This window comes from Streptomyces sp. JLSY215, from assembly GCF_059682825.1.
Genome location: NZ_CM185022.1, coordinates 1,156,902 through 1,181,755 on the forward strand (window position 1 = coordinate 1,156,902; position 24,854 = coordinate 1,181,755).

The 24,854-nt window shown below is 72.0% G+C and carries 21 protein-coding genes; 15 read left to right on the forward strand and 6 right to left on the reverse strand.

Going from position 1 to position 24,854, the window contains the following annotated elements:
* From AC5677_RS05180 to AC5677_RS05190, 3 genes are read right to left on the reverse strand one after another with little or no spacing between them, the layout of a single operon-like run.
* On the reverse strand, positions 1 to 192 hold the full coding sequence (locus tag AC5677_RS05180) for a ferredoxin (protein ID WP_497193812.1): 192 nt from the start codon (positions 190 to 192) through the stop codon (positions 1 to 3).
* A complete protein-coding gene (locus tag AC5677_RS05185) occupies positions 189 to 1,469 on the reverse strand; it encodes an NADH-ubiquinone oxidoreductase-F iron-sulfur binding region domain-containing protein (RefSeq protein ID WP_497193813.1) in 1,281 nt (426 codons plus the stop codon). Before AC5677_RS05185 ends, AC5677_RS05180 begins: the two co-directional genes overlap by 4 nt.
* The gene (locus tag AC5677_RS05190; protein WP_497193814.1) at positions 1,466 to 1,876 is read right to left on the reverse strand and encodes a hypothetical protein; all 411 of its coding nucleotides are present in this window, start codon (positions 1,874 to 1,876) and stop codon (positions 1,466 to 1,468) included. The genes AC5677_RS05185 and AC5677_RS05190 overlap by 4 nt, the downstream gene beginning before the upstream one ends.
* A 347-nt stretch (positions 1,877 to 2,223) precedes the next feature.
* Here AC5677_RS05190 and AC5677_RS05195 point away from each other — a divergent pair, with 347 nt between their 5' ends.
* The 11 genes from AC5677_RS05195 to AC5677_RS05245 all read left to right on the forward strand — a co-directional run bounded on the left by AC5677_RS05195 (position 2,224) and on the right by AC5677_RS05245 (position 15,160).
* Positions 2,224 to 3,375, forward strand: a complete 1,152-nt coding sequence (locus tag AC5677_RS05195) for an aromatic ring-hydroxylating oxygenase subunit alpha (protein WP_497193815.1) — start codon at positions 2,224 to 2,226, stop codon at positions 3,373 to 3,375.
* Between the two features lie 150 nt (positions 3,376 to 3,525).
* Positions 3,526 to 4,659: a polyamine ABC transporter substrate-binding protein gene (locus AC5677_RS05200; protein WP_497193816.1), complete on the forward strand. Its 1,134-nt coding sequence runs from the start codon at positions 3,526 to 3,528 to the stop codon at positions 4,657 to 4,659.
* Between the two features lies 1 nt (position 4,660).
* The gene (locus tag AC5677_RS05205) at positions 4,661 to 5,569 is read left to right on the forward strand and encodes an ABC transporter permease (protein WP_497193817.1); all 909 of its coding nucleotides are present in this window, start codon (positions 4,661 to 4,663) and stop codon (positions 5,567 to 5,569) included.
* Complete coding sequence (locus AC5677_RS05210; protein WP_497193818.1) at positions 5,566 to 6,411, forward strand: ABC transporter permease; 846 nt, start codon at positions 5,566 to 5,568, stop codon at positions 6,409 to 6,411. Before AC5677_RS05205 ends, AC5677_RS05210 begins: the two co-directional genes overlap by 4 nt.
* Before the next feature lie 3 nt (positions 6,412 to 6,414).
* Positions 6,415 to 7,539 carry an ABC transporter ATP-binding protein gene (locus AC5677_RS05215; protein ID WP_497193819.1) on the forward strand — a complete coding sequence of 375 codons (1,125 nt, stop codon included), beginning with the start codon at positions 6,415 to 6,417 and terminating at the stop codon, positions 7,537 to 7,539.
* Between the two features lie 48 nt (positions 7,540 to 7,587).
* Positions 7,588 to 8,901 (forward strand): flavin monoamine oxidase family protein, encoded by a 1,314-nt coding sequence (locus AC5677_RS05220; protein WP_497193820.1) that lies wholly within the window; start codon positions 7,588 to 7,590, stop codon positions 8,899 to 8,901.
* Positions 8,894 to 10,327, forward strand: a complete 1,434-nt coding sequence (locus AC5677_RS05225; RefSeq protein WP_497193821.1) for an aminobutyraldehyde dehydrogenase — start codon at positions 8,894 to 8,896, stop codon at positions 10,325 to 10,327. Before AC5677_RS05220 ends, AC5677_RS05225 begins: the two co-directional genes overlap by 8 nt.
* A gap of 323 nt (positions 10,328 to 10,650) precedes the next feature.
* Positions 10,651 to 13,128, forward strand: coding sequence for an ATP-binding SpoIIE family protein phosphatase (locus tag AC5677_RS05230; protein ID WP_497193822.1), 2,478 nt, complete (start codon positions 10,651 to 10,653; stop codon positions 13,126 to 13,128).
* A 42-nt stretch (positions 13,129 to 13,170) separates the two neighbouring features.
* Entirely contained in the window at positions 13,171 to 13,854 is a 684-nt protein-coding gene (locus AC5677_RS05235; RefSeq protein ID WP_497193823.1) for a DUF899 family protein, read from the forward strand.
* Positions 13,855 to 13,975: 121 nt separating this feature from the next.
* Positions 13,976 to 14,506, forward strand: a complete 531-nt coding sequence (locus AC5677_RS05240) for a GNAT family N-acetyltransferase (RefSeq protein ID WP_497193824.1) — start codon at positions 13,976 to 13,978, stop codon at positions 14,504 to 14,506.
* 141 nt (positions 14,507 to 14,647) lie between these two features.
* Positions 14,648 to 15,160 carry a VOC family protein gene (locus AC5677_RS05245; RefSeq protein ID WP_497193825.1) on the forward strand — a complete coding sequence of 171 codons (513 nt, stop codon included), beginning with the start codon at positions 14,648 to 14,650 and terminating at the stop codon, positions 15,158 to 15,160.
* 30 nt (positions 15,161 to 15,190) lie between these two features.
* Here the strand turns inward: AC5677_RS05245 and AC5677_RS05250 are convergent, their stop codons facing one another.
* Entirely contained in the window at positions 15,191 to 15,535 is a 345-nt protein-coding gene (locus tag AC5677_RS05250; protein ID WP_497193826.1) for a MerR family transcriptional regulator, read from the reverse strand.
* 129 nt (positions 15,536 to 15,664) lie between these two features.
* Here AC5677_RS05250 and AC5677_RS05255 point away from each other — a divergent pair, with 129 nt between their 5' ends.
* The 3 genes from AC5677_RS05255 (at position 15,665) to AC5677_RS05265 (ending at position 19,275) form a co-directional block, all read left to right on the forward strand.
* The gene (locus AC5677_RS05255) at positions 15,665 to 16,297 is read left to right on the forward strand and encodes a flavodoxin family protein (protein WP_497193827.1); all 633 of its coding nucleotides are present in this window, start codon (positions 15,665 to 15,667) and stop codon (positions 16,295 to 16,297) included.
* 180 nt (positions 16,298 to 16,477) lie between these two features.
* A complete protein-coding gene (locus AC5677_RS05260) occupies positions 16,478 to 18,622 on the forward strand; it encodes a S9 family peptidase (protein ID WP_497196515.1) in 2,145 nt (714 codons plus the stop codon).
* Between the two features lie 191 nt (positions 18,623 to 18,813).
* The gene (locus AC5677_RS05265; protein ID WP_497193828.1) at positions 18,814 to 19,275 is read left to right on the forward strand and encodes a Rieske (2Fe-2S) protein; all 462 of its coding nucleotides are present in this window, start codon (positions 18,814 to 18,816) and stop codon (positions 19,273 to 19,275) included.
* Positions 19,276 to 19,636: 361 nt separating this feature from the next.
* Here the strand turns inward: AC5677_RS05265 and AC5677_RS05270 are convergent, their stop codons facing one another.
* Positions 19,637 to 20,164, reverse strand: coding sequence for a GNAT family N-acetyltransferase (locus AC5677_RS05270; RefSeq protein WP_497193829.1), 528 nt, complete (start codon positions 20,162 to 20,164; stop codon positions 19,637 to 19,639).
* Between the two features lie 481 nt (positions 20,165 to 20,645).
* On the opposite strand from AC5677_RS05270, the gene AC5677_RS05275 reads away from it, so the two are divergent.
* The gene (locus tag AC5677_RS05275) at positions 20,646 to 21,785 is read left to right on the forward strand and encodes an RICIN domain-containing protein (RefSeq protein WP_497193830.1); all 1,140 of its coding nucleotides are present in this window, start codon (positions 20,646 to 20,648) and stop codon (positions 21,783 to 21,785) included.
* Positions 21,786 to 21,932: 147 nt separating this feature from the next.
* On the opposite strand, the gene AC5677_RS05280 is transcribed toward AC5677_RS05275, so the two are convergent.
* Complete coding sequence (locus tag AC5677_RS05280; RefSeq protein ID WP_497193831.1) at positions 21,933 to 24,761, reverse strand: ATP-binding protein; 2,829 nt, start codon at positions 24,759 to 24,761, stop codon at positions 21,933 to 21,935.
* Positions 24,762 to 24,854 lie beyond the last annotated feature (93 nt).

The following is a 24,854-nucleotide window of genomic DNA, read 5'->3' on the forward strand; positions in this document are numbered from 1 at the left end:
TCACCTCGCCAGTCGGAGCGCGGAGTTGGGGCAGGCGGCGACGGCGTCGCGGGCGGCGTCCTCGGCGGGGCCCGGTGCGGGCTGGGTGGCGACGGAGGCGTAGCCCCACTCATCGAGGTCGATGAGGTCCGGTGCGGGTTCGTGGCACAGGCCGTAGCCCTGGCAGCGGGTGGCGTCGAGGTGGAGTTTCACGGGCGCTTCCTTTCGGCGGGAGCGGTTCGCTGGTGCGGCACGGCGGGGCCGGCGACGAGGGGGACGGCGACGGTGAGCCCGCCGCCCGCCGCGCAGGCGGGGCAGGGGGCGTCGAGGTGGGCGCGGACGAGGTGCGGGAAGGCGGCCAGGAGGCTGCCGGCGGTGCCCGCCGCGGCGTCGAGCAGGCCGCAGGCGCCGCGGCCGGGCAGCGAGGTGGACCAGCGGTTGAGCCGGTCGGCGAGGTCGGGGGCGGCGGTGCCGGTGGTCAGCGCGCCGACCGCGTCGCGGAGCGCTCCGGTGCCCGCGACGCAGACGCCGCACTGGCGGGCGCTTTCGGCGGCGAGGTGGGTGAGGGCCGCGGCGGCGAGGGCCACCGGGCACTCGTCCGGGCCGAGGAAGCGGAGCGCGCCGCAGCCCAGTGCGGTGCCCGCGGCCGCGAGGGTGTCCGGGTCCAGGGCGAGGCCGAGGCGGCCGGGGCCGATCAGCCCGCCGAACAGCCCGCCCATCAGGGCGCCGGACGGCTCGGTGGCGCCCTGGGCCCCGGCGAGGCTGCGCAGGGTCCGTCCGTAGGGGACCTCGGCGAGCAGCGGTGCGGCGCCGCCGCCCGAGAGCGTGACCAGGGTGGTGCGGGCCGTTCGGTGCCGCTGGTCCGGCCGGGCGGCGATGAGCGCGATCCGGGCCAGCGTCTCGACATTGGCGACGAGGGTCGGTGCGTTGCCGACGCCCTGTTCGTGGGGCCGGGGCGGTTTGGCGGTGGGGAGGGCCGGGCCGCCGTCGATCCGCCGGACCGCGGCGGTTTCCTCCCCGGCGACATAGGCGTGCGGGGCGTCGACGACCTCCACCGGCAGCTCCGGTGCCCGTTCGGTGAGCGCGCGGCGGACCCGGTCGCCGGCCGTGGGGTCGGAGAGGTAGACGTAGCCGCGGTCCGCGCCGGTGATCTGCGCGGCGCGCGCCAGTCCGTCCAGGACCAGGTGCGGGCGGGCCCGCAGCAGCCAGCGGTCCTTGACCGAGCCGGGCTCGCCCTCCGCGCCGTTGGCGACGACGACGGGGCGGGTGCCGGCGTCGCGGACGGCGCGCAGTTTCACCGCGGTGGGATAGCCGGCGCCGCCGCGGCCGCGCAGGCCGGCGCCGGCGATCAGTTCCAGGAGTTCGGCCGCCCCGGTCGCCGTGCCGTAACCGCCGGTGGCCGTGTAGGTTCCGGCGTCCTCGGTGGTGTCCGGGTGGGCGCCGAGCACGGTGGGGGTTCCGGGTGGTGTCAGGACGTGGATCCCGGTCATCCTCGTTCTCCGTTCGGTGCGGCGGCGCGCAGGGTGCGCACCGCGCCTTCCAGGGCCGTGCGGTCACCGGCCGTGCGGCCGTACCCGGGGCCGGGGAGGCCGATGAGCATGCGGTGGTGGTCGAGGACGACTTCGGCCGCCAGGAGCGCGGCGCGGCGGTCGCCGGGACGGGCGCCGTCGGCGACCTCCGTCACCAGGCGGGTCACCTCGGCGAGGTAGCGCAGCCAGCCGCGCTGGGTGCCGTGCAGCACCAGGTGTTCGACGCGGCGGCGCTCGGCCCGCATCGCCGGTGCGGGTACGTCCGCCGCGTGCGCCGCGGCGGTGCGCAGGGCGGCGACGGTGGCGGGCAGTTCCCGTTCCGGCTCGGGGGTGAGCCCCAGCCAGACCAGGGTCCGACGACCGCTCATGCGTGCCTCCGGGGAGAGGGTGGGGTGCCGGCACGGTGCGGGCCCGTTCGCCGGATGGGGGCGGGGGCTCGGTGCCGGGGTGAGGTGCCGCTGTGGGGTGCGGCGCAAGGATCGGGGCGCGGGGCGCCGGCTCGCCTTGGGTGTCCGTGCTGCGGGGCACCGGAGCGGCGTCGCGACTAAACTAACTAACTAATTAGTCAGGACACAAGTCTTGACTTCCCCGAAACTCGTCAGCAATCTGACTGACCAATTAGTCAGCGCGGGATGCGATACCGGCCGCGCCGGCGCCCCCCGCGCGCCCCGCCGCCTCCGCCCCCTTCACCCGTGCGGCACAGAGGAGTGACCCGATGCACCCCGAAGCCACGACGGCACCCCCGCAGCAGGACTCCCCCGGACACGCACTGTCCGCCCGCCACTACACCGATCCGGCCATCGCCGCCGCCGAGACGCGGCACATCTTCGCCAGGTCCTGGCAGCTCGTATGCCACGAGTCCGACCTTCCCGCCCCCGGCGCCCGGCTCGCCGCCACCGTCGCCGACCGCGAGGTGCTGGTCGTCCGCACCGAGGACGGTTCCCTGGCCGGCCACCTCAATGTGTGCCGACACCGCGGCACCCGGCTGGTCTCCGCCCCCGAACCGGGCGGCAAGGCCATCCGCTGCCCGTACCACGGCTGGACGTACAAACTCGACGGGCGCCTGGTCGGTGCGCCCGAGGCACGGCAGATCCCCTGCCTGGACAAGCCGGCACTGGGCCTCCTGCCGGTCCGGGTCGAATCGTTCCTCGGCTTCGTCTTCGCCAATCTCGATCCGGACGCCGTCCCTCTGGCCGAGCAGTGCGCCGGGCTGGCCGAGGCCGTCGGCCACTACGCGGGCGCCGACCTGGTGCCGGTGGGCCGCAGCCGCATCCACGACCTGGCCGGCGCCGAGGTGCAGGAGGCCAACTGGAAGGTCGCGGTCGACAACTACCTGGAGGGCTATCACGTACCGGTCGCCCACCCCGGGCTGATGCGGCTGCTGGACTACCAGGGCTACACCTGCGAGACCGACGCGTCCTACGCGCTGTTCGCCTCGCCGCTGCGCGACAAACCGTCCGCGAACTGGGCCGAGCGGCTCTACCAGCGCCTGGCCTCCCCCATGCCGGGGCTCACCGACGCCGACCGGCGGGTCTGGCGGTACGCCGTGATCTACCCCAACACACTCATCGACTTCTACCCCGACCATGTGCTTGCCTGGACCGCCATCCCGACGGCCGTCGACCGGGTGGCCGTCCCCGGCGCCTTCTACACGCGCCGCGGGACGAGCGCACGGACCCGGCTCGCCCGCCGGCTCAACATCCACATCGGCTGGATCACCAATGACGAAGACGCCGCATTGGTGGCCCGGGTCCAGAAGGGCCTGGGCACACCGGGCTTCGAGCCGGGCCCCCTGTCCCGCCGGGAGGCCGCGGTCGGCTGGTTCGCCGACCGGGTACGCACCGACCTCGGTGACGCGATGACCTGAGCCGCGACGTCGAGGCAGCCGTACGAGCCGTCCCCCTCGGCGCGCGTCGCCCCACGCGCCACGGCCGACCGGTCCGCACGGAGGGCAGGGCCTCCGTGCATCCGTGACCGCGCCCTGAAGCAGCGCTCACCCCCTACGGAGAGGACACCGATGTCCCCCGAGGAATCCCCACCCCCCTCCCGGCGCGCGTTCCTGCGCTCGGGCGCCGCCGCGGCCCTCGGCCTCGGCCTCGGCGGCTGCGGCTTCATGCCGGAGGGCCGGAACGCCTTCGGCGACCCGGACCGGCCGATCGACGTCAAGGTCGACGGCGATCTGGTGTATTTCAACTGGGCGGACTTCGTCGCGCCCGCCGTCTTCGACGGTTTCGAGAAGGAGTACGGCGTCAAGGTCATCCAGTCGAACTTCGACTCGATGGAGGGCATGGCCGCCAAGCTCAACGCCGGAAACCGCTACGACATCATCTTCCCCACCGCGAAGTGGGCCCAGCGGCTGACCGCCGGCCGCCGGCTGCGCCGTATCCACCACGACCGGCTCCCGCACGCCGACGCGGTGTTCGGCCACTACCGCTACTTCGCCGACCCCTGGTACGACCGCCACTCCGCCCACACCGTCCCGTTCACCATGTACAAGACGGGCATCGGCTGGCGCAAGGACCGGATCGGGGACGATCTGACCGACTCCTGGGACGACCTGTGGAACCCCCGGGCCAAGGGCAAGGTCTTCGTCCTCGACGACCGGGACGAGGTGCTCGGGATGGCCGCGCTCAAGCTCGGCCTGGACCTCGGCACCTCCGACGCACACGACCTCGCCCGGATCACCAGGACGCTGCAGAGCCTCCGCCCCCGGCTGCGCGGCTTCTCCAGCGACAGCTACAACAACCTGCTCAACGGCAACGCGGCGATGACCCAGGCCTGGAGCGGGGACATGGCCGCCATGCTCGGGCAGGCCAAGGACCCGTCCGTCCTCGGCTTCGAGGTCGCCCGGGAAGGCGCGCCGATCAACTCGGACTGCTACGCCATCCCCGCCAACGCCCGCCACCCCGGTACGGCGATGCTCTTCATCGACTACATGCTCCGGCCGGAGAACGTCCGCCGGAACATCCGCTACATCGGCTACCCCATGCCGGTCCGCGGCAGCGAGGACGTCTACGCCGCGATCGTCAAACCGTTCCCGCAGTGTCTGGTCGCCCCCGACGACCTCAGGGCCGAACTCTTCTTCCGCAACGCCTCCGCACCGGGCGAGCGGGCCCGCGACACCGCCTGGACCCACGTGAAAGCCGGCTGACATGGCACAACGCACCCCCTCTCCCTCCGGGACGCTCCGGGCGCCGCGCGGGCGCGCCGCGTCCGGCACCCGGCTGTGGACCTGGCTCATGCTCCCCGGCACCCTCTGGATGACCGGATTCCTCATCGCCTCGCTGCTTCTGGTGGCCACCCTGGCGCTGGGCACCACCGACCCCCTCGGCAATCCGCGGTTCGGGTTCGACCTCGACAACATCCGGGCCCTCGCCGACCCCGCGTACCGCATCGTGCTGCTGCGTTCCCTGGGATTCGCCCTGATCGCCTGCGTGGTGTGCCTGGTCGTGGCGTACCCGGTCGCCTACGTCATCGCCCTGCACGGCGGGCGGTTCAAGAATCTGCTGATCGCCGCGATCGTCGTCCCGTTCTTCGCCAACTACCTGGTGCGGATGTACGGCTGGTCGGTGGTCCTCTCGGACGGCGGCCCGGTGCTGAAGGTGCTGCGTGCGGTCGGGCTGGCCGACGGGCACACCAAGATCCTGCAGAGCGGCGTCGGCGTCATCGCGGGACTCGTCTACGGCTTCATCGTCTTCATGATCATCCCGCTCTACGCGGCACTGGAACGCATGGATCTGTCGCTGATCGAAGCGGGCCGGGACCTCTACGGAGGGCCCCTGCGCACCTTCGTCTTCGTCACCCTCCCCACCACCCGGCAGGGCGCGGCCGCGGGCGCGGTGCTGGTCTTCCTGCCCGCCATGGGCGACTTCGTGAGTGCACAGCTGATGGGAGGCCCGGACCAGATCATGATCGGCAACCTCATCCAGGACAAGTTCTTCCAAGGCCAGAACTGGCCGCTGGGCTCCGCCCTGACCATGCTGATGATGGCGGTCCTCTTCATCGGGATGCTCGGTTATCTGCGCCGGACCCGCAAGGACGAAGCGGAGGCCACCCGATGACGCTCCGCCCGCCGCACCGGCGGCGCCGCCGCGGCACCGACCGCAGGCCCCGGGCCGCCCTGGCCGTCACCGCCGTCTTCTTCCTCCTCCTCTACCTGCCCATCGGCGTCGTCGTCCTCTTCTCCTTCAACGCCCAGAAGTCCCTCACCGTCCTCAAGGGCTTCAGCCTCCGCTGGTACGCGGCCTTCTTCCACGACAACGTCCTGATCGACTCGCTCGGCATGAGCCTGCGGGTCTCCCTGGTGGCGATGGCCGGCTCGGTGGTGCTCGGGGTGGCGCTGGCCCTGGGTTTGGTGCGCTGCCGTACCCGGCTCGGGTCGCTGGCCGGCCTGATCATGCTCGTACCGCTGATCACCCCGGAGATCGTCACCGGCGTCGCCGCGATGCTGCTCTTCAAGGGCCTGGGCATCACCCTCTCCTCCGGCACGGTGATGCTCGCCGAGATCACCTTCTCCATCTCCTATGTGACGGTGATCCTGCGGTCGCGGATCGCCGCCCTCAACCCGGAGGTCGAGGAGGCCGCGATGGATCTGGGGGCCACCCGCTGGCAGGCGCTGCGGCTGGTCACCCTGCCCGCCCTGCTCCCCAGCATCCTGGCCGCGGCGGTCCTCGTCTTCGCCCTGGTCTTCGACGACTTCGTCCTCGCCTACTTCACCACCGGCGTGGATCCCCAGCCGCTGTCCGTCCGCATCTACTCGGCGATCCGGTTCGGCGTGCAGCCCACCATCAACGCCGTCGGGACGCTGATGCTGGCCGGCTCGGTCGGCCTCGTCGGTCTCGCCCTGGCCATCCCGCGGCTGTTCGGCCGCCGCGGTGGCCTCGATCTGCTCTCCGGGAAGTGACCCATGGCCTCCACGAACTCCCTCTCCCCCGGCTCCCCCACCCCTGACGCGGCCCCGGCCGCCGCACCGCCCGCCGTCCGGCTCGACCACATCAGCAAGAGCTATGGCTCCTCCTGCGCGGTGCGGGACCTGTCCCTGGACATCGCGCCCGGTGAGTTCTTCTCCCTTCTGGGACCGTCCGGCTGCGGCAAGACCACCTCGCTGCGGATGATCGGCGGATTCACCGACCCCACCGCCGGGTCCGTTCTGCTCAGCGGTACGGACGTGACGGCGCTGCCGCCGGACAAGCGCAACGTCAACACCGTCTTCCAGAGTTACGCCCTCTTCGACCACCTCTCGGTGGCCGACAACGTCGCCTTCGGTCTCAAGCGCAAGGGCGTGGGCCGGGGAGAGATCCGCGAGCGGGTCGCCGCCATGCTCGAACGGGTGCAGCTCGGCGGCCTCGGTGACCGCAAGCCGCGCACCCTCTCCGGGGGCCAGCGCCAGCGGGTGGCGCTGGCGCGCGCCCTGGTCAACCGCCCTCAGGTGCTGCTGCTGGACGAGCCGCTGGCCGCGCTCGACCTCAAGCTGCGGCGGCGGATGCAGGTCGAGCTCAAGCAGATCCAGCGCGAGGTCGGCATCACCTTCGTCTTCGTCACGCACGACCAGGACGAGGCGCTGACCATGTCGGACCGGGTGGCGGTGATGAACGAGGGCCGGGTCGAGCAGTGCGGAACGCCGGAGGACGTCTACGAGCGGCCCGCGAGCCGCTTCGTCGCCTCCTTCATGGGCACCTCGAACCTCGTTCCGGGCACCTACCGCGACGGAAAGGTCGTCCTGGACTGCGGGCCCGCGCTGCCGGTCGGCACCCACCGCGGGATCGCCGAGGGCAGCGGCGTCAGCCTCTCGATCCGGCCGGAGAAGATCTGGCTCTCCGACTTCGAACCGGACATGGCCCTGGTGCGCGGTGTGGTCCGGGAGACCGTCTACTCCGGCCCCACCACCACGTACCTGATCGAACTCGCCCCCGGCGTCACGGTGTCCGTACTGGAACAGAACACCGACCGCTCGCGCATGGAGGACCGCTGGAGCGGCGGCGAGAGCGTGGAGATCGGCTGGCGGCCGGAGCACTGCCTGGTCCTGGACTGACGTCCGCCCGCCCGCAGCCGCCCACCGACAGCAAAGGAACGCTCCCCCATGAATCTCGATGTCATCGTGCTCGGCGCCGGCCTCGCCGGTCTCGCCGCGGCGCGGGACCTGCGCGCGGCCGGCGCCGACGTCCTCGTCCTCGAAGCCCGTGACCGGGTCGGCGGACGCGTCGAACAGGCCGTACTGCCCGGCGGCCGGCTGGTCCAGCTCGGCGGCGAGGTGGTCGGCCGGGCCCATCACGCCTATCTCGCGCTGGCCGCGGAACTCGGGCTGAGCCTCGTGCCCAGCTATGTGGCCGAACCCGGCCGGATGGTGCGGGCCACCGCGGAGGGCATCTCGGCCGGCGACCCGCCGCACTGGTTCGGCCCCGGTGACGACGCCGGCCACCGGCGGGTGACCGAGGCGTTCGTCGCGCTGGCCCGCACCGTCGATCCGCACGATCCCTGGTCCCATCCGCACGCCGAGGCCCTCGACCGGCTGTCGGTCGGCGACTGGCTGCGCTCCGAAGGGGCGAGCCCGGCCGTCGTGCGGCTGTGGGAGATCGGCCAACTCGCCCTGGCCGACGGCTCGTGCGAACGCACCTCGCTGCTCGCCGCGCTGCGCAAACACGCCGCGGTCCCGGGTGACGAGGCCTATGCCTACGAGGACTGGGAGGGCCTGCGGGTGGCCGAGGGCTCGGCGACGGTGGCCCTGCGCATGGCCGCGGAGCTGGGCCGGCGGGTCCGGCTCGAAGCACCGGCCGAAGAGGTCGCGGTGGCTCCGGGCGGCTGCCGGGTGCGGCTGCGGGGCGGGGAGACGCTGACGGCCGGCGCCGTGGTCAGCGCCCTGCCGGTCGGCCCGCTGCGCTCGGTCGCCGTGACCGGGGTCTCCGACGCGCGGCTCGCCTCGCTGCACCGTCAGCGGCAGGCCGTCGCGGCGAAGTTCGCGGCGGCCTACGACCGGCCCTTCTGGCGCGGCCTGGGCCTGAGCGGTCTCTCCGAGTGCGAGGGCGTGCTCGGCAGCACCTGGCCGCAGAGCGAGGGCGTGCTGTCCGCGCTGATACCGCCCGAGCGCTACGGCGTGCTCCTGGGCATGCCCGAGCCGCTCCGCGACCACGAGCTGCTGCGCGAGGTGGCCCGCCTCTACGGTGACGAGGCCCTCCAGCCGTTCACGTCGTATCTACGGCTGTGGGGCACCGATCCCTGGACCCAGGGCTATGTCACACAGTGGAATCCCGGGGACGTGATGGCGGTCGGCCCGCTGCACGGCACCCATGAACCGCCGTTCTACGTCTGCGGATCCGACCAGTGGGTGGCCGGCTACATGGAGGGCGCGGTGCGCACCGGGCGGGCGGCGGCGCAGGAGGTGCTGCGCCATGGCTGAGACCGGCGCACCGACGCCCCTTCGCAACCACATCGCGGGGCAGGACCGCCCGGCGGACTCCGGCGCGACGATGGAACTGGTCGACCCCGCCACCGGTGAGGTGCACGGCAGCGCCCCGCGCTCCGGCGCCTGCGACACCGACGCCGCCTGCACCGCGGCGGAGGCGGCCTTCGCCCGCTGGTCGCTGACCACGCCCGCGCAGCGGCAGCGGGCGCTCCTGCGGATCGCCGATGCGCTGGAGGAACACGCCGATGCCCTGGTGGCCGCCGAGGTCGCCGACACCGGCAAGCCGCCGGAGCGGTTCCGGGACGACGAACTGCCCGCGATCACCGACACCTTCCGCTACTTCGCGGGGGCGGCGCGCAATCTGCCGGGCGCGGCCGCCGCCGAGTACACCGAGGGCCGCACCTCGCTGCTGCGGCGCGAACCGGTCGGGGTCTGCGCGGGGATCACCCCCTGGAACTATCCGCTGATGATGGCCTCGTGGAAGGTCGCGCCCGCGCTGGCGGCGGGCAACACCAGCGTCCTCAAGCCCGCCGACACCACCCCGTCGTCGGCCGTGCTGCTGGCCCGGATCGCGGCGGAGCAGCTGCCGCCCGGTGTGCTGAACGTGGTCTGCGGGGACCGCGACACCGGGCGCTTCCTGACGGCGCACCCGGTGCCCCGGCTCGTCGCCGTCACCGGCAGCGTCCGGGCCGGCCGGGAGATCGCCGCCGCGGCGGCGGCCGATCTCAAACGGGTGCATCTGGAACTGGGCGGGAACGCCCCGGTCATCGTGCACGACGATGTGGACGTCGAGGCCACCGCGGCCGAGCTCGCCGCCGTCGCGTACTACAACGCGGGCCAGGACTGCACCGCGCCCACCCGCCTGCTGGTGCACCGCCGCGTGCACGACGCCTTCGTGGCCGCCTTCGCGGCCCGTGCCCGCACGCTGCGGACCGGGCCGCCCGACGGTCCCCCGGCGGACTACGGCCCGCTCAACAGCCATGCCCAACTCGCTTCCGTGGAACGCCTGTTGAGTCGTCTGCCGGCGCATGCGGAGATCGTGACGGGCGGGACGGCGACGGGGCGGCGGGGATGGTTCCACTCCCCCACCGTGGTCGCAGGGGTGCGGCAGGACGACGAGATCGTGCAGGAGGAGATCTTCGGACCGGTCGTCACCGTGCAGCGCTTCGCCGACGAGGCGGAGGCCCTGCGGCTGGCCAACGGCGTGCGGTTCGGTCTCGCGGCGAGCGTATGGACCGGCGCCCATGACCGTGCCCTGCGCGCCACCCGGGCCCTGCACACCGGGATCGTCTGGGTGAACACGCACGGCACCACCGTGTCGGAGATGCCGCACGGCGGGGTCAAGCACTCCGGCTACGGCAGCGATCTGTCACTGGCCGGCCTGCTGGACTACACGCAGGTCAAGCACGTCATGCTGTGAGCCGCGGCGGGAGCCCGGCGGCCGGCGGCACGGGACGGCATGGCCATGCCGCCGGCCGCATCCTTCCGGCCCCGCCCGCGGACCGGCAGGGTGCATGCCCCAGGGATAGAATTGCCTTCCGGATCGACCCACGCGGTGTGCGAGAAATATTCGACCCGGCGAACGGCGCAGCCCTTTTCGCGGCCGCGGAATTCTCAGGAATTCCGCACTCTCCGGAACACCGCATTTTCGGAAATGCCGCATCCTCGGAAATGCCGCGGATTTCTCCGGAACAGGGGCGGCGCCGGGTGCCGGGTGGAGCGATTCGCGGAACGGTGCCACGCATGCACGATGCCAGGTTCGACACCCTCGGCGATCTTCCTGAGCCGGGCGACGAGGCCTACGCCACCGTCGACCAACGGGGTGTGCTGACGGGCTGGAGCGCGGGCGCCCAGCGCCTGCTCGGCCATACCCCGGACGACGTCCAGGGGCACCCCGGCGCCGAGCTGCTGTACGCACGCCCCGATGCCTCCCTCCTGGTCGAGCGGTGCCGGGCGATGGAGACGCCCTACCTCGGGCAGGCGGCCCTGCGGCACCGGGACGGCAGCCGGGTCGACGTGGGCATGTGGGCCCATCTGCTCGAACCCGCCACCGACGAGCCCTACTGGCTGATCCGGGCGGAGCCCGCCGCCGATGTGCGCCGGCAGAGCCTGGGCCGTGCGCTGCTGCGGGGCCTGTTCAGCGAATCACCGTTCCATATCGACGTATTCGACATCCGATTGCACTTCATCGCACAGAACGCCCGCCGCTTGAAGAATTTCGCGGACCACGATTTCATCGGCCGCACCATGCGCGAGGTGGCACCGCCCGGAATCATGGACATGGAAGCGTTCGACGCCCGCCAGCGCCAGGTCCTGGACAGCGGCGAGGCGCTGGTGGCCACCGAAGTGCGCACCCATCCGCCCGGCGCCCCGGAGCGGTACCAGGCCTTCTCCGAGACGATCGTTCCGCTGCGCAGCGGCGCCGGGGAGACGATCGGGCTGGCGCACATCGTGTTCGAGATCACCGACCGGGTCCGGGCCCGGGAACGGCTGACCCTGCTCAACGACGCGAGTGCGCGGATCGGCAGCACCCTCGATGTCCTGCACACGGCGCAGGAGCTCACCGATCTGGTCGTGCCGCCGTTCGCCGACCATGCCTATGTCGATCTGCTGGAAGCGGTGCTGGGAGGCGAGGAACCGGTCTCCGGACCGGTCCCGGCGGAGCTGCCGCTGCGGCGTGCGGCGACCTCGCGCATCCCCGAGGGCCAGGTGCGGACGGTCGCCACGGGAGAGCCCGACCCGTTCGCGTCCGGGCCCGCGTCCCTGTTCCACCAGGCCCTGGCCGGCGGCGAGCCGCTGCTGCTGACGGGTGAGCAGGTGCTTGCCGAGCTGTCCGCGGTCGATCCCCGCCGGGCCGCGGCGGCGCGCGAGTTCGGGGTCCGTTCGTGGCTGCTGGTGCCGATGTTCGCGCGGGGGACCGCGCTGGGTGCGGCGGTCTTCATACGCTCCCGGGGCGCGCACGCCTTCGAGGTGGACGATGTGCTGCTCGCCGAGGAATTCGTGGCCCGCGCCGCCGTATGCATCGACAACGCCCGGCGGTACGCCCGGGAACGGACGACGGCGCTGGCCCTGCAACGCAGTCTGCTGCCGCAGCGGATGCCCGCGCTCGGCGCCGTGGAGGCGGCGTCGCGCTATCTGCCGGCGAGTGGGAGCACGGTGCTCGGAGGTGCCTGGTTCGATGTGATCCCGCTGTCGGGCGCGCGGGTGGCGCTGGTGGTGGGCGATGTGGCGGGGCACGGTCTGCATGCGGCGGTGACCGTGGGGCGGCTGCGCACCGCGGTGCGTACGCTCTCGGATCTCGATCTCTCACCCGACGAGCTGCTCACCCATCTCGACGACCAGGTCAACCGGTTCCAGGACGAGCACGGCGGCGACCGCGCAGCCGGGGCGGCCGGCTCCACCTGCGCGTATGCGGTCTTCGACCCCGTCACCCGGCGCTGCACCATGGCCCGCGCGGGCCATCCGCCGCCCGCGCAGGTGACGGCGGACGGGTCGGTGCGGTTCCTCGATCTGCCCGGCGGCCCCCCGCTCGGTGGCGGCGGAGCGACCTTCGAGTGCGGCGAGACGACGCTGACCGACGGCGATCTGCTCGTCCTGTACAGCGAGGGCCTGGCCGGCCCGCAGGACCCGAGCGCCGACGCCGGTCCCGCCTGGCTCCGCGAGGCGCTCTCCGATGCCCGGCTCGCCTCTTCTCCCCCGCTCGACGGCGTCTGCGACGCGGTCGTCCGCCGCCTTCCGTCGCCCCGGCCGCAGGACGATGTGGCCCTGCTCGTGGCGCGGGTGCGCGGACTGGAGCCGGACCGGCACATCACCTGGGAGCTGGCGGCGGAGCCCGAGAACGTGGCCGCGGCACGGCGGCTGGCCACGCGGCAGCTCGCCGAATGGGAGCTGGGGGACCTGGAGTTCACCACCGAGCTCATGGTCAGCGAGCTGGTCACCAACGCCATTCGCTACGGCGCGCCGCCGATCCGGTTGCGGCTGATCCGCGACCGCAGCCTGATCTGCGAGGTCACCGACGGCAGCAGCACCTCGCCGCACATCCGCCGCGCGCAGGACACCGAAGAGGGAGGGCGCGGGCTGTTCATGGTCGCGCAGTTCGCCGAGCTGTGGGGCACCCGCTACCACACCCGCGGCAAGACCATCTGGGCCGAACAACCCCTGCCCGACGGCACCGGCCCCGCCCACGGCGCCGAGTTCCGCCACGCCGATGACGAGCCCTGACCCGAGACCTGCCGTGCGCCGGCCATCGTCCAGGAGGTAGTGATGCGTCAAACCAATCTCACCGGGGAATCGGCGGAATACGCCGGCGCCCGCGAGGAGCTGCGCCAGGCCGAGATCGAGCTGATGCGCCATCGCGAACGCGTCGCCGACCTGCGCCGCCGGCTGCCACCGGGCCCCGTCGTCGAGGACTACGCGTTCACGGAGGGCCCTGCCGACCTACAGGCCGGCGATGCGCCGGTGACGACCGTCCGGCTGAGCGAACTGTTCACCCGGCCCGGACGCGACCTGGTCGTCTACCACTTCATGTACGGCAAGCAGCAGACCGAGCCGTGCCCCATGTGCACCATGTGGATCGACGGTTTCAACGGAATCGCCCACCACGTGGCGCGGAACGTCGACTTCGTGATCGTCGCCGCGGCCGACCCGCCCGCGCTCCGCGCGCACGCCCGCAGCCGGCGGTGGACGCGGCTGCGCCTGCTCAGCGCCGGGGCCGGCAGCTTCACATACGACCTCGGCAGCGAGGACGCCGACGGCAACCAGGATTCGACGGTGTCGGTCTTCACCCGCGACGGCAACGGGTCCATGCGCCACTTCTACTCGGTGCACCCCCGGATGTCCGACGCCATCGACCAGCGGGGCATCGACCTGCTCAGCCCCGTATGGCACCTTCTCGATCTCACCCGCCGCGGCCGGGACGACTGGTTCCCGTCGGTCAGCTACGAGTGATCGGTCCGGCCGTACGGCGGGTCGGGGGATCCGGACGCCGCCCGCGGCGAGCGGGTCATGATCCGCCCCTGACCCTCCCCTGACCCGCCCGTGATCGCCCGGCAGTGCCTAGGCTTCTGCCGTGAACGACACCACGCACGACATACGGATCAGAACGGGCAGCCTCGCCGACGCACCGGCCATTCTGGACATGCTCGACGCCGCGGTGGCCTGGATGAACGCCCGCGGCAACACCCAGCAGTGGGGCACCACACCGTATTCGCAGAAGCCCGGCGGGGTGGCCCGGGTCGAGCGGTACACCACCGAAAACACCCCGTACGTAGCGGAGTTGGCCGGGACGCCGGTCGGAGCCCTGGTCCTGGACCACGGACCCAGCCCGCAGATGCCGATCGAACCGGCCGGGGAACCCGAGCGTTACGTCCGGCTGCTGGTCTCCGACCGACGGTACGCCGGCCGGGGCATCGGGGCGGCGCTGCTGTCCCATGCCGCCGAGGAGACCCGGCGGGCCGGCGTCCAGCTGCTGCGGGTCGACTGCTGGGCGGGCGGCGGGGGCGAGCTGGTCGCGTTCTACGAGCGCAACGGCTTCCACCCCACCGACCCTTTTCTGTCCGGGGAATGGCCGGGACAGGTGCTGGCCCGGCGGGTCGGCTGACGGGGCGGCCGGGACACCCGGCGGCCAAGGACACCGGTCAGCGCCGCCGCCTCCGCGTCAACGGCCGAAGTGGCCCTGCATTCCGCCTTGTTGGCCGCCGATTTCGCCCTCGCGGGCGGGCCGGTGTGCAAGGCTCCCGGCATGACGATCAATGACGATGGCGACATCGTTTCCGGCGGCTACTCCCGGATCGACCCATGGGTGATATCCCAGGACACCGACGCGGAGATCGCGTTCCTCGGCCGGGTGTTCGGAGCCCGGGAGCGCGGCTCCCGCATCCTCAACGAGGACGGCACGATCGGCCACGCCGAGGTGGAGGTGGGAGGCTCGGTGGTGATGATGTTCGACCGCCGGCCGGGCTGGCCGGCCCTGCCGGCGCATCTGAGGATCTACGTCGACGATGCGCAGGCGACCGTGGACAAGGCCCTCTCGGCGGGCGCCCGGCTCGTGACCCGGCCGACCGTGCTGGCCTTCGGCGAAGCGGCCGCACGGATCCGTGACCCGCAGGGCCATCTGTGGTGGATCTTCCAGCGCGTGGAGGACGTCACGCCGGAGGAGATGGGCCGGCGCTTCGCCGAGCCCTCCTACCAGGAAGCCATGGCCTACGTACAGCAGTCCCTCGCCGAGGAGCTGGGCGGCGCGGACCACGTATAGCGGCGTCATCCGCGCACCGTGGGCGCCGGCTCAGGGCTGTGCCAGATAGCCGGCGAGGGCGCTGCGGGTGCGCTGGAGATCGTCGATGCGTTTGTCCGTGGCCGCCAGCTCCCGGTCCAGAAGGGCCCGCAGGTCCGCGCACCAGTCGAACTCCGGCAGCTCGCCCCGGGCGCAGGGCAGGACCGCGCGGATCACCTCGGTGGACAGTCCGGCCGTCAGCAGGGCGCGGATCTTCCGCACGGTGACCACCGACTCCTCGTCGTATTCGCGGTAGCCGTTCGGTCCGCGGCCGGCGTCGAGCAGTCCCTGCGCGCCGTAGTAGCGCAGCAGCCGCGGGCTGACCCCGGTACGCCGCGACAACTCCCCGATCAGCATGTGCCCCGTCCCCCTCAGAGGTTGACCTTCTCACTGGTGTCAAGGCTTAACGTCGCTGCGCGAGCAGGCATTCCGCCGCTCGGCGGGCCGCTCGCCGATCCGCCCGATCCCGTACCGCTGGAGTGACCCATGACCTCTTCCGCCGACCCACGCGACGACCGGGCAGCGGCCGCCCGCTCGTTCCTCTTCGTCCTGGGCAGCTCTCGCCCCGACGGCAACACCGAGATGCTCGCGCGGGCCGCCGCAGAGCAGTTGCCCACGGAGATACCGCAGCGCTGGGTGGACCTGGCCACGTTGCCCCTGCCGGACTTCCAGGACGGGCGGCACGAGACCGGCACCTGGCCGGCCGGGGAGAGCGAGGAGACGCTGCGCCGGGCCACTCTCGACGCCACCGACATCGTCCTCGCCTCGCCGCTGTACTGGTACACCCTCTCCGCGCAGACCAAGCGCTACCTCGACTACTGGTCGGGCTGGCTGACGGCGCCCGGCTCGGACTTCCAGGAACGGATGGCGGGGCGGACCCTGTGGGGGGTGACGGTCATGGCGGACCGCGACGAGGCCGTCGCCGACGGGCTGACGACCACCCTGCGCCACACGGCGGCGTATCTGCGGATGCGGTTCGGCGGGGTGCTGTTCGGCAACGGCTCCCGGCCCGGTCAGGTGCGGGCCGACGAGCGGGCGGCGATCCGCGCCAAGACGTTCTTCCAGCAGGCCGCCCCGCTCGCCCGGTTCCCCTACGAGGAGGAGGCCGGGGAGGCGTAGCGGCGTTCCCGGGTTCCGTCCGCCGCCCCGGTGCCCGATTCCGTGGATATCCCTTTCGCGCCGCGCTCTTTTGTGCCTATACAACCTTGGGCCATCACGGCCCCACGCGACGGCACTTTGGAGGGCAGCACCTTGGACGGCACATCGCACGGCGCATCGCGCGGCACGTTGGACGGCGCGTTGGACGGCGCGTCGCAGGACACGCGGGACGGTGCGGAAGCGCACTCGGACGGCTTCCCACGGCAGTTCGCGCGCACCCGCCGCTTCTCGCTCGGTGTGCCGCGGCAGTTCACCGTCTCACCGGACGGACGACGGGTGCTCTTCGTGCGGACGGGGTCGGGGACCGATCCGGTCGGCCGGCTGTGGCAGCACGAGGACGGCACGGAGCGGGTGCTGGCCGACCCGGCGCTCCTGGTGGGGGCCGGGCCGGAGGCGGTGCCCGAGGAGGAGCGGCTGCGGCGGGAGCGGGCGCGGGAGCGGTCCGTGGGGGTGGTGGCGTATGCCGCCGATGACGCCGCTCGGCTGGTGGCGTTCGCGCTGTCCGGGGCGCTGTGGGCGGTGCGTACGGACGGCGGCGAGCCGTTCTCCGTACCCGCGGCCGGTCCGGTCGTCGACCCGCGTCCCTCACCCGACGGGCGGGCCATCGCCTATGTCAGCCGCCGGTCCTTGCATGTCGTCGGCTTGGACGGCGCCGACCGGCAGCTGGCCCGCAGCGAGGGCCCGGAGATCGGCTACGGCCTCGCCGAATACGCCGCCGCCGAGTCGATGGGCCGGTCGCGCGGCTACTGGTGGGCGCCGGACAGCCGCCGTCTCCTGGTGGCCCGGGTCGACACCTCCCCCATGGCACGGCGCTACCTCAGCGACCCGGCCGACCCGACGAAGCCACCGCAGGTCATCCGCTACCCGGCGGCGGGCACCGCGAATGCGGAGGTCACCTTGCAGGTGGTGGCGCTGGACGGCGAGCGGGTGGACGTGACATGGGACCGGAAGGCGTACGAGTACCTCGTCGACGCGGGCTGGGACGCGCACGGCCCCGTCATCGCCGTACAGAGCCGTGACCAGCGCACGGTGCGCACGCTCGCCGTCGATCCGGCGACCGGCGCCACCGAGGTGCTGCACGAGCGGACGGATCCCGCGTGGGTGGAGCTCGTGGCCGGCACCCCGGCTCGTACCGCCTCGGGAGCCCTGGTCCTGCCGGAGGACACGGACGGCACCCGGTATCTGACCGTCGGCGGCCACCGGGTCACACCCGACGGGCTGCAGCTGCGCGCGGTCCTCGGCGTCGAGGGCGAGCGGGTGCTGTTCACGGCGAGCGAGGACCCTGCCGAGACCCATGTATGGCGCTACGAGCCCGGCCACGGCAGCCGCCCGCTGAGCCGGGATCCCGGCAGGTACGGGGGCGTGGGGCGGGTCGGCACGGTCGTCCTGGCGGGCGTCGGGCCGTCGGGCGCCGAGGTGACGGTCGTCCGCACCGAGGTCGGCGGGTGCGTGCCCGTGGGGGCCATCGCCTCGCTCGCGGAGGAACCGGTGGTCGCCCCGCGGCCGCGGCTTCTCGCGCTCGGCGCACGCGAGTTGCGCGGCGCGCTCTACCTCCCGTCGTGGCACACGGAGGGCACCGGGCGGCTGCCGGTACTGCTCGACCCGTACGGGGGCCCCGGCACGCAGTGCGTGGGGCGCGACCGCGGCTGGCCCGCGGGGGTGTCGCAGTGGTTCGCGGAGCAGGGCTTCGCGGTCCTGGTGATCGACGGCCGCGGGACGCCGGGACGGGGCCCCGCCTGGGAGAAGGCCGTGCACGGCGACCAGCTCACGCCCGCGCTGGAGGACCAGGTGGACGGGCTGCTGGCCGCCGGGGAACGGTTCGGCGACCTGGATCTGGGGCGGGTGGCGATCCGCGGCTGGTCATTCGGCGGGTTCCTGGCGGCGGCCGCCGTACTGCACCGGCCCGATGTCTTCCACGCGGCGGTGGCCGGCGCCCCACCCACCGACCAGCGGCTCTACGACACCCACTGGAAGGAACGGTTCCTGGGCCACCCGGACACCCACCCGGAGAACTACGCGCGCTCCTCCCTGGTCGGCCACGGCCACCGGCTGCGCCGCCCGCTGCTGCTCGTCCACGGGCTCGCCGACGACAACGTCGCGGCCGCGCACACGCTGCGCTTCTCGGCGGAACTGCTCGCGGCGGGCAAACCGCACACGGTCCTGCCGCTGCCCGGGGCCACCCACTCCCCGGCCGATGCGGCGGTCAACGAGAACCTGCTCCGTTTCCAGCGCGATTTCCTGCTCGGGGCGCTGCGGACCGGCCGGGGGTCGCGCGGGGGACGGTAGGGCGCCGGCGGTACGGGGTCGGGCGTGGGCGGCACGGGTTCGGGCGGGGGCGAAGGGTTGCCTGAGGACGCAGATCTGCGCGGAGACGCAGGTTTGCTCGGGGGTTGAACGCTGGCGGCGGCCCGCCCGTATGGCCGTAACGAACGCGGAAACCCCACACCTGGCGAACCCACCGGACATCGGAGGCGGACATGGCTCGAGAGGAATCGGCGGACCGGACGGCACCGGAGCAGGCGATATCGCAGCGGACGGCACCGGAGCGGCCGGGCGGGCCCGCGCGGCGGACCGTCGTCGCGGCGGCCGGCGCAGTCGGGCTGACCGCGGCCCTGGCGGCCTGCGGCGGCGGCAGCTCGTCCGCCGCGAGCGGGACCACCCTCGGGAAGACCTCCGAGATCCCCCGAGGCGGCGGCAAGATCTTCAAGGCCGAGAAGGTGGTGGTGACCCAGCCGAAGGACGGCGAGTTCAAGGCGTTCTCCGCGGTCTGCACGCATGCGGGCTGCCTGGTCGGCGAGATCACCGGCGGCACCATCAACTGCCTCTGCCACGGAAGCAAATTCGACGTCACCGACGGCAGCGTCAAGCACGGCCCCGCCACCGAACCGCTGCCGACGGCCAAGGTGAACGTCGAGGACGGCTCGCTCACCCTCGGCTGACGGCGCAGCGAAGTCCTTCCCTGCCGGCTTTCCGTGGCAAGGGAGCAAGAGCCAGCGGTTCTCGCAGATCGGCAACGCGGACCTGGGGGGGCGTCCCCAGCCCGAGCGGGGTGACGCGCCACCTGTTCTGGCGCAAGTGACCGGTTCCTCAGGGCGGCCTCGGCCGGCTGTTTCGCCTCCCGGGGCTGCCTTGAGGCGGGCCGCCGCGGCAGCGTGGTTCCCCGGACGAACCGTCCCGCGATAGGGCCCATCAGGGCCTCGAACGTCTCCTGCCAACGGGCAGGATCTCTGCCGTGACCTACGGCCACCGCAAGATCGTTGGTCTTCACGCCGATGGTCAGCAGTGGCCGCCACTGCCCCCTCAGCTGGCCCCCGGCAAGATCACACCGTACGGCTGGAGCACCAGGTCGCGCTGATACCAGGTCCCTGGCTTACCGCCGAGATGGGCCGGGTCGGCGGGCCCGGCGGGGACGAACCCGGCTTTGGTCAGCACCTTCTGGGACGCGACATTCCGGCGGGCGGTCGCCGCCCGCAGTGTGCGCAGCGCATGCCGGGCCGCCGCCAGCCGACACAGCTCCCGGACGTTCGCGGTTGCCACGCCGCGGCCGGCGACGTGCTGCGCGACCCGGTAGCCGAGTTCCGCAGTACGGTCCTCGATGTCGACCAGATTGAACCTGCCGAGTACCGCGCCGTCTTCGGCCACGAGCAGATAGAAGGCACAGATGCCGGCCTCCTGTTCAGCCAGCAGGGCGTTGTACCAGTCGGCGAACCGGTCGAAGAAGTCGTCGCCGCGGTCGGAGACCGAGGCAGCGAAGTAGGCGCGGTTCGCCAGCTCGAAGGCCAGGACCGCCGGGGCATCGTCGGCATGCAGCCGCTTCAGCTCGGGCATTGCGCGACCTTACCCAGGTAGTACGCCGAGCCCCCACCTGGTTTCCGTCAGCGACCGGCAGCGCCGAGCCCAAGGCGCATGACGATCTACCACTGGAGTATTGGGCGGGCAGGCAGGCAGGTGTATGGGGCGCGTGCCGTGCGACCGGGCGTGCCTGCGGCATCGCGTGAAGGGCTCGACGGGAGCAGACGGGCGAGAAAGCCGAGAGTGGGGTCCCACGCGACGGACGTCGGCGCAACGCCGGTTCGTGGCCCTGCCGAGCGGAGAGGGCAGCCCAGCCGCGAGTGCCCTCTTCCGCAAGTCCTCCGTCAGTTGACGGATGTAACGCCGCGCGGCCCCTCGTACGTTGGCACCGCCGCAGCAGGGCCACAGCCAGGAATGGGGCGCTTCCTCCCCCGTCCGGGAGGCGTTACCGCGGCAACAGGGCCGGTTACCGAGCCGGCCCCACAGGCAAGAACCGCCCAAGGAGAACCGAATAACCATGATCACCGAGCCGACCCCCCACGGGCCGGTGCGGCGGACGATGGCCGCATTTGCCGCGGTCGCCTTCGCCACGCTCGCCACGTCAGTCTCTCCGCTCACGACCGGAACGGCTCACGCGGACACTCCCGCCCTCACCGGCCTGTCCCTGTCGCCACGCCTGCCCCAGAGCGACGGTCTTGCGCCGTCATTGGATCTGGCGAAGGACTCGCCGGACTACGGCACCGAAGTAGTCATCAACAAGTCGCCGATGGCGAATTGGAGCATCCTTCCCAACGGGGACGGGAGTTTCCTGATCCGCAACGACAAGACGCAGAAGTGCATCGACTTCAACACCGACAACGGCCACCTCGTCGAGCCGCAGTACTGCGACCAGAAGAACAGCAAGCAGAATTGGTATCTGCAGCCCTCGGGCGGCGGTGACGGCTACTACCTGATCCGGAACGTCAACACCGATAAGTGCATGGACGTGTTCGGGGGAAGCAGTAACGACGGCACGACCGTGGGCATCCACGACTGCAACGGTGACAGCAACCAGGAGTGGACCATCGGCCCGACGCCCGGCCCGGAGTACACCGGCCCCACCCTCGCGGACCTGGCCACCGCGTACGCCCTGAAGCAGTGCAGCAACGGTGCCGGCGCCGTCAAGTCGTGCGATTACGCGGTCACCGGCGACAGCGTGGCGTCCGTGGGGAATCTGAAGCGGGTCAGCTCCAACGTGTGGAACAACAGCACCGATCCCGGGGAACGGACCATCACCTGGACGCAGACCACGTCCCAGACCAACACGGTGGGCACCTCCCTCACCGTCACCAGCGAGGTCGGGGTCAACGTCGAATTCGTCACGGCCAAGGTCAGTACGGCGCTCACCGCACGCTATGAGCACTCCTGGACCCAGACCGACACCGTGAGCGACGCGAACAAGATATCCGTGAAGCCGGGCAACTACAGCTGGGCGATGCGCGGCCAGCTGATGAAGACGGTGACGGGTAAGTGGACGTTCACCAATGATCTCGGGGACACCTGGTCCGGCGACGGCACCGCCACCGTCCCCGCCAAGGACGGCACCGACAATCTCAGCAGCGACCTGGTGCTGTGCACGAGCGACAGCTCCGCTTCGGAGTGCGTCAACAACCGGTGACCGGTGCGGAGCACTCCCCCCGTGATCCGAGTGCACTGCGCCGCGTGATCTGACGGCACGTCCTCGGACCGTTTGACGGCCCGCCGTCGGACCGTTCCCCGGCCTCCGCGAAGGGAGCCGGGGAACAACGCGTCGAGCGCCGAGGGGTCAGTCCCGCGAAGGTGACCGCCCGGACTTCTGCCGGCGGGTCACCTCCGCGGCGATCTCGACCCGTGAGGTCATCGCCAGCTTTCTGAGGATGCTGGACACATGGGTGCTGACGGTGCTTCGGGCGATGGACAGCCGAGCCGCGATCTCGGGATTGGAACACCCCTCGGCCACGTGCTCCGCAACCAGGCGTTCGGTGTGGGTGAGTGCTTCCCAGCCGTCGCGAGAACCGGTTCGGGTCCTGTGTGAGCCCCGGCGGACGGCGACCGCACGCAGCCGGGACGTCGCCTGGGCCACGTCCCAGACCGCGCCCAGCTGCGTGAAGGTGTCCAGCGCCTGGTCGAGCAGGAAACGGGCGTCATCCGGCCGCCCTCCACGGGCCAGCATTTCCGCCGCATCGGTCAGGGCGTGTGCCGCGTTGAGTGGCCGCGGAGCGTTGCGGTAGCAGCGGACCGCTTCCATGAGCAGATCGGGGTCCCCGTTCAGCAGACCTTGACAGCGGTAGGCGTCACCGAGGTGGTAGAGGCCCCCGCTGTGGTCGGCGCGCCGTTGCGCGGCGGCGGCGTATCGGCGTGCGTTCGCACGGTCCCCCTGGGCCAGGGCGAGGCGGACCAGATCAGGTGTCAGAAAACTGAGGATCAGCTGGCCCGGCAGATGGCCGACGCCGCTGTCGAACGCCTCGGCGAGCCGGGAGTAGGCGCGCCGGGCATCGCCCTGCGCTTCGTCCAGAAGGACGCCGGCGCACAACGGCAGATACTCGTAGAAGGCGGCGACCGTCGAGTTGTCGACCTCAGGCAGCAGAGCGGTCAGATGTGCTTCGGCGAGGGGGCGCCGGCCTCTGTGCACGGCGATCAATGCCGCCACCGCCCGCAGCGCCCGGCTCAGCGCGTCCTGGCCTCCGCAGTCGAGACCTGATGCGATCTCCGCCAGCGCATCGTCCCAGCGCCCCGTGTGAAAGGCGAGGAGCGCGCAGGACAGGTGGTACCAGGGCAGGAACATCCCTCCGGTGTGCTCCGCCGGGACGCGGATGGCGGCGAGGGTCTGCTGGGCGTCGTGCCCGAGATCGAGATCGACGTAGTAGTTCACCAGGGCGAGTTGCAGCCCCATCCACTGCGCCGGGTGCATCGTGTCGGGCGTGAGGCGGGACGCCTGCCGCGCAAGTTCCAGCGCTTCGGCGTCCGGCGTTTCGAGGAAACGCTTGGCCGCCAGTACGTGCAGGGCGCCGGCCAGGGCGTGACTGTCGCCGGCCTTGTCAGCGGCGCGCCGGGCACGTGAGGCGACCGCGCCGGCTTCGGTGAGGTCGCCCAGCGCGAAGAGGCATACCGCGCCGAACGCCTGGAGCCGGACCGCCTCGATCGCCGGTATGCCTGGGCTCCGGCAGCCGGCCCGTGCCTCCGCCAGCGCCAGGTCGGGCCGGCCGCGGGCGAACGCGGCCTGGATGACGATCCAGCGCATCAGGCATTCCCACCCGGGGTCAGGCGCCTTGGCCAGGGCGCAGCGGGCGCTTTCCTCCGCTTCGGCGAGGAGACCGCAGGAGAGCTGCGCAAGGGCGTGGTGCAGGCGGAGGTTGGCGTACCCGGCATCCGTGGGGTCGCCGACTTCCAACGCCGTGGTGAGCAGCCGCAGAGCCATGGTCGGTGCCCGCGTGGTGAGCCGTGCCGCGGATCCTTCCAGCCACGTGATCAGGAAGTCCGGGCCCGGCGGCCCGTTGAGGAGGTGCTCGGCAACGCGTTCGGGAGCTGCCCCGGCCCCAGCCAGACACTGCGCTGCTCTCATGTGCAGCATGGCCCGGACCGATCCCGGCACGGCGTCGTACAAGGCGTGCCGGATGAGGTCATGCCGGAAGCGCAGGCGTTGACCCGTGTCCCTCAGCACCCCGGATGCCTCGGCCTCCGCGAAGACGGCCAGCAGGTCGCGTAGCGGAAGGTCCACCACCGCTGCGAGTTCGGTGGTGGTGCAACTGGCGCCCAGTACGGAGGCGACACGCAGCACCTGCAGCACGTCATCACGCAGATAGCGAAGCCGGTGCGTCACCAGCGCGGTCAGCGGCGGCAGCGAGCAGCCGGCGGCGATGTCCGCCGTGGCCCCACCGGTCTCGATGGCCCGCTCGCGCCTCAGCGCGGCGATCAACTCGGTGAGGTACAGCGGGTTGCCGGCGGCTCCCTCGGCCATGCGGCGCAGTCGCGGACCGGCCGGTCGGCCGCACAGCTCCGCCAGCAGGGCCGCCACGGCCTCCGTATCGAGGGGTGCCAGCTCCAGCAGGGTGCGATTTCCGGCGATCGGGCTCCGTGACAGGTGGTCGACTTCCCCGACTCCGGACAGGGGCCGGTGAGCCCCCACCACCAGAAGCGGCAATTGATGCACCGAACACACCAGTTTGTGCAGCACGGCCACGCTTGCCGAGTCCGCCCACTGGAGGTCGTCGAGGAACAGCGCCAGCGGCCCCTGTGCGCACAGGTCCTCGACCAGCCCGATCATCGCCTCGATCGTCGCGGCATACGCCCCCGCCGATTCGCTCTTGGCGCCCGGCAGACCGTAGCGGGCATCGCCACGCAGCACCTCGGCGACCCGGGCCCGCCGGGCATCCGAGGGAGACTCCTCCAGCCCCAAGCAGCTTGAGATGAAGGCGAACGGACATGCCTGTTCCAGCTCCTGGGCACTCCCCTGCAGCACCCGCAGGCCCCTGCTCTCTGCGGCCGCCGCGGCCTGCTCGAGCACCGCGGTCTTCCCGAGACCTGCCTCACCCACGACGAACGCGGCCCGCCCCTCGCCCGCAAGCGTGGACTCCGCCAGCCTGGACAGCTCCGCCAACTCAGCCGCACGCCCCACCAGCAAACCTTCGAATGAAGCCATCACTTCGCCCCCACGCCATGCAATGCCAGGTGTTTCATAGCACATGTCTTGGATGTGCGTAGCGAACGA

What these genes read in the sequence shown, in the direction of transcription:
- AC5677_RS05220 (WP_497193820.1), top strand. Translation starts at nt 7,588, where the DNA reads ATGAATCTCGATGTCATCGTGCTCGGCGCCGGCCTCGCCGGTCTCGCC.
- AC5677_RS05195 (WP_497193815.1), top strand. Translation starts at nt 2,224, where the DNA reads ATGCACCCCGAAGCCACGACGGCACCCCCGCAGCAGGACTCCCCCGGA.
- AC5677_RS05255 (WP_497193827.1), top strand. Translation starts at nt 15,665, where the DNA reads ATGACCTCTTCCGCCGACCCACGCGACGACCGGGCAGCGGCCGCCCGC.
- AC5677_RS05200 (WP_497193816.1), top strand. Translation starts at nt 3,526, where the DNA reads ATGTCCCCCGAGGAATCCCCACCCCCCTCCCGGCGCGCGTTCCTGCGC.
- AC5677_RS05210 (WP_497193818.1), top strand. Translation starts at nt 5,566, where the DNA reads ATGACGCTCCGCCCGCCGCACCGGCGGCGCCGCCGCGGCACCGACCGC.
- AC5677_RS05215 (WP_497193819.1), top strand. Translation starts at nt 6,415, where the DNA reads ATGGCCTCCACGAACTCCCTCTCCCCCGGCTCCCCCACCCCTGACGCG.
- AC5677_RS05205 (WP_497193817.1), top strand. Translation starts at nt 4,661, where the DNA reads ATGGCACAACGCACCCCCTCTCCCTCCGGGACGCTCCGGGCGCCGCGC.
- AC5677_RS05265 (WP_497193828.1), top strand. Translation starts at nt 18,814, where the DNA reads ATGGCTCGAGAGGAATCGGCGGACCGGACGGCACCGGAGCAGGCGATA.
- AC5677_RS05230 (WP_497193822.1), top strand. Translation starts at nt 10,651, where the DNA reads ATGCACGATGCCAGGTTCGACACCCTCGGCGATCTTCCTGAGCCGGGC.
- AC5677_RS05245 (WP_497193825.1), top strand. Translation starts at nt 14,648, where the DNA reads ATGACGATCAATGACGATGGCGACATCGTTTCCGGCGGCTACTCCCGG.
- AC5677_RS05190 (WP_497193814.1), bottom strand. Translation starts at nt 1,876, where the DNA reads ATGAGCGGTCGTCGGACCCTGGTCTGGCTGGGGCTCACCCCCGAGCCG.
- AC5677_RS05275 (WP_497193830.1), top strand. Translation starts at nt 20,646, where the DNA reads ATGATCACCGAGCCGACCCCCCACGGGCCGGTGCGGCGGACGATGGCC.
- AC5677_RS05185 (WP_497193813.1), bottom strand. Translation starts at nt 1,469, where the DNA reads ATGACCGGGATCCACGTCCTGACACCACCCGGAACCCCCACCGTGCTC.
- AC5677_RS05225 (WP_497193821.1), top strand. Translation starts at nt 8,894, where the DNA reads ATGGCTGAGACCGGCGCACCGACGCCCCTTCGCAACCACATCGCGGGG.
- AC5677_RS05270 (WP_497193829.1), bottom strand. Translation starts at nt 20,164, where the DNA reads ATGCCCGAGCTGAAGCGGCTGCATGCCGACGATGCCCCGGCGGTCCTG.
- AC5677_RS05235 (WP_497193823.1), top strand. Translation starts at nt 13,171, where the DNA reads ATGCGTCAAACCAATCTCACCGGGGAATCGGCGGAATACGCCGGCGCC.
- AC5677_RS05250 (WP_497193826.1), bottom strand. Translation starts at nt 15,535, where the DNA reads ATGCTGATCGGGGAGTTGTCGCGGCGTACCGGGGTCAGCCCGCGGCTG.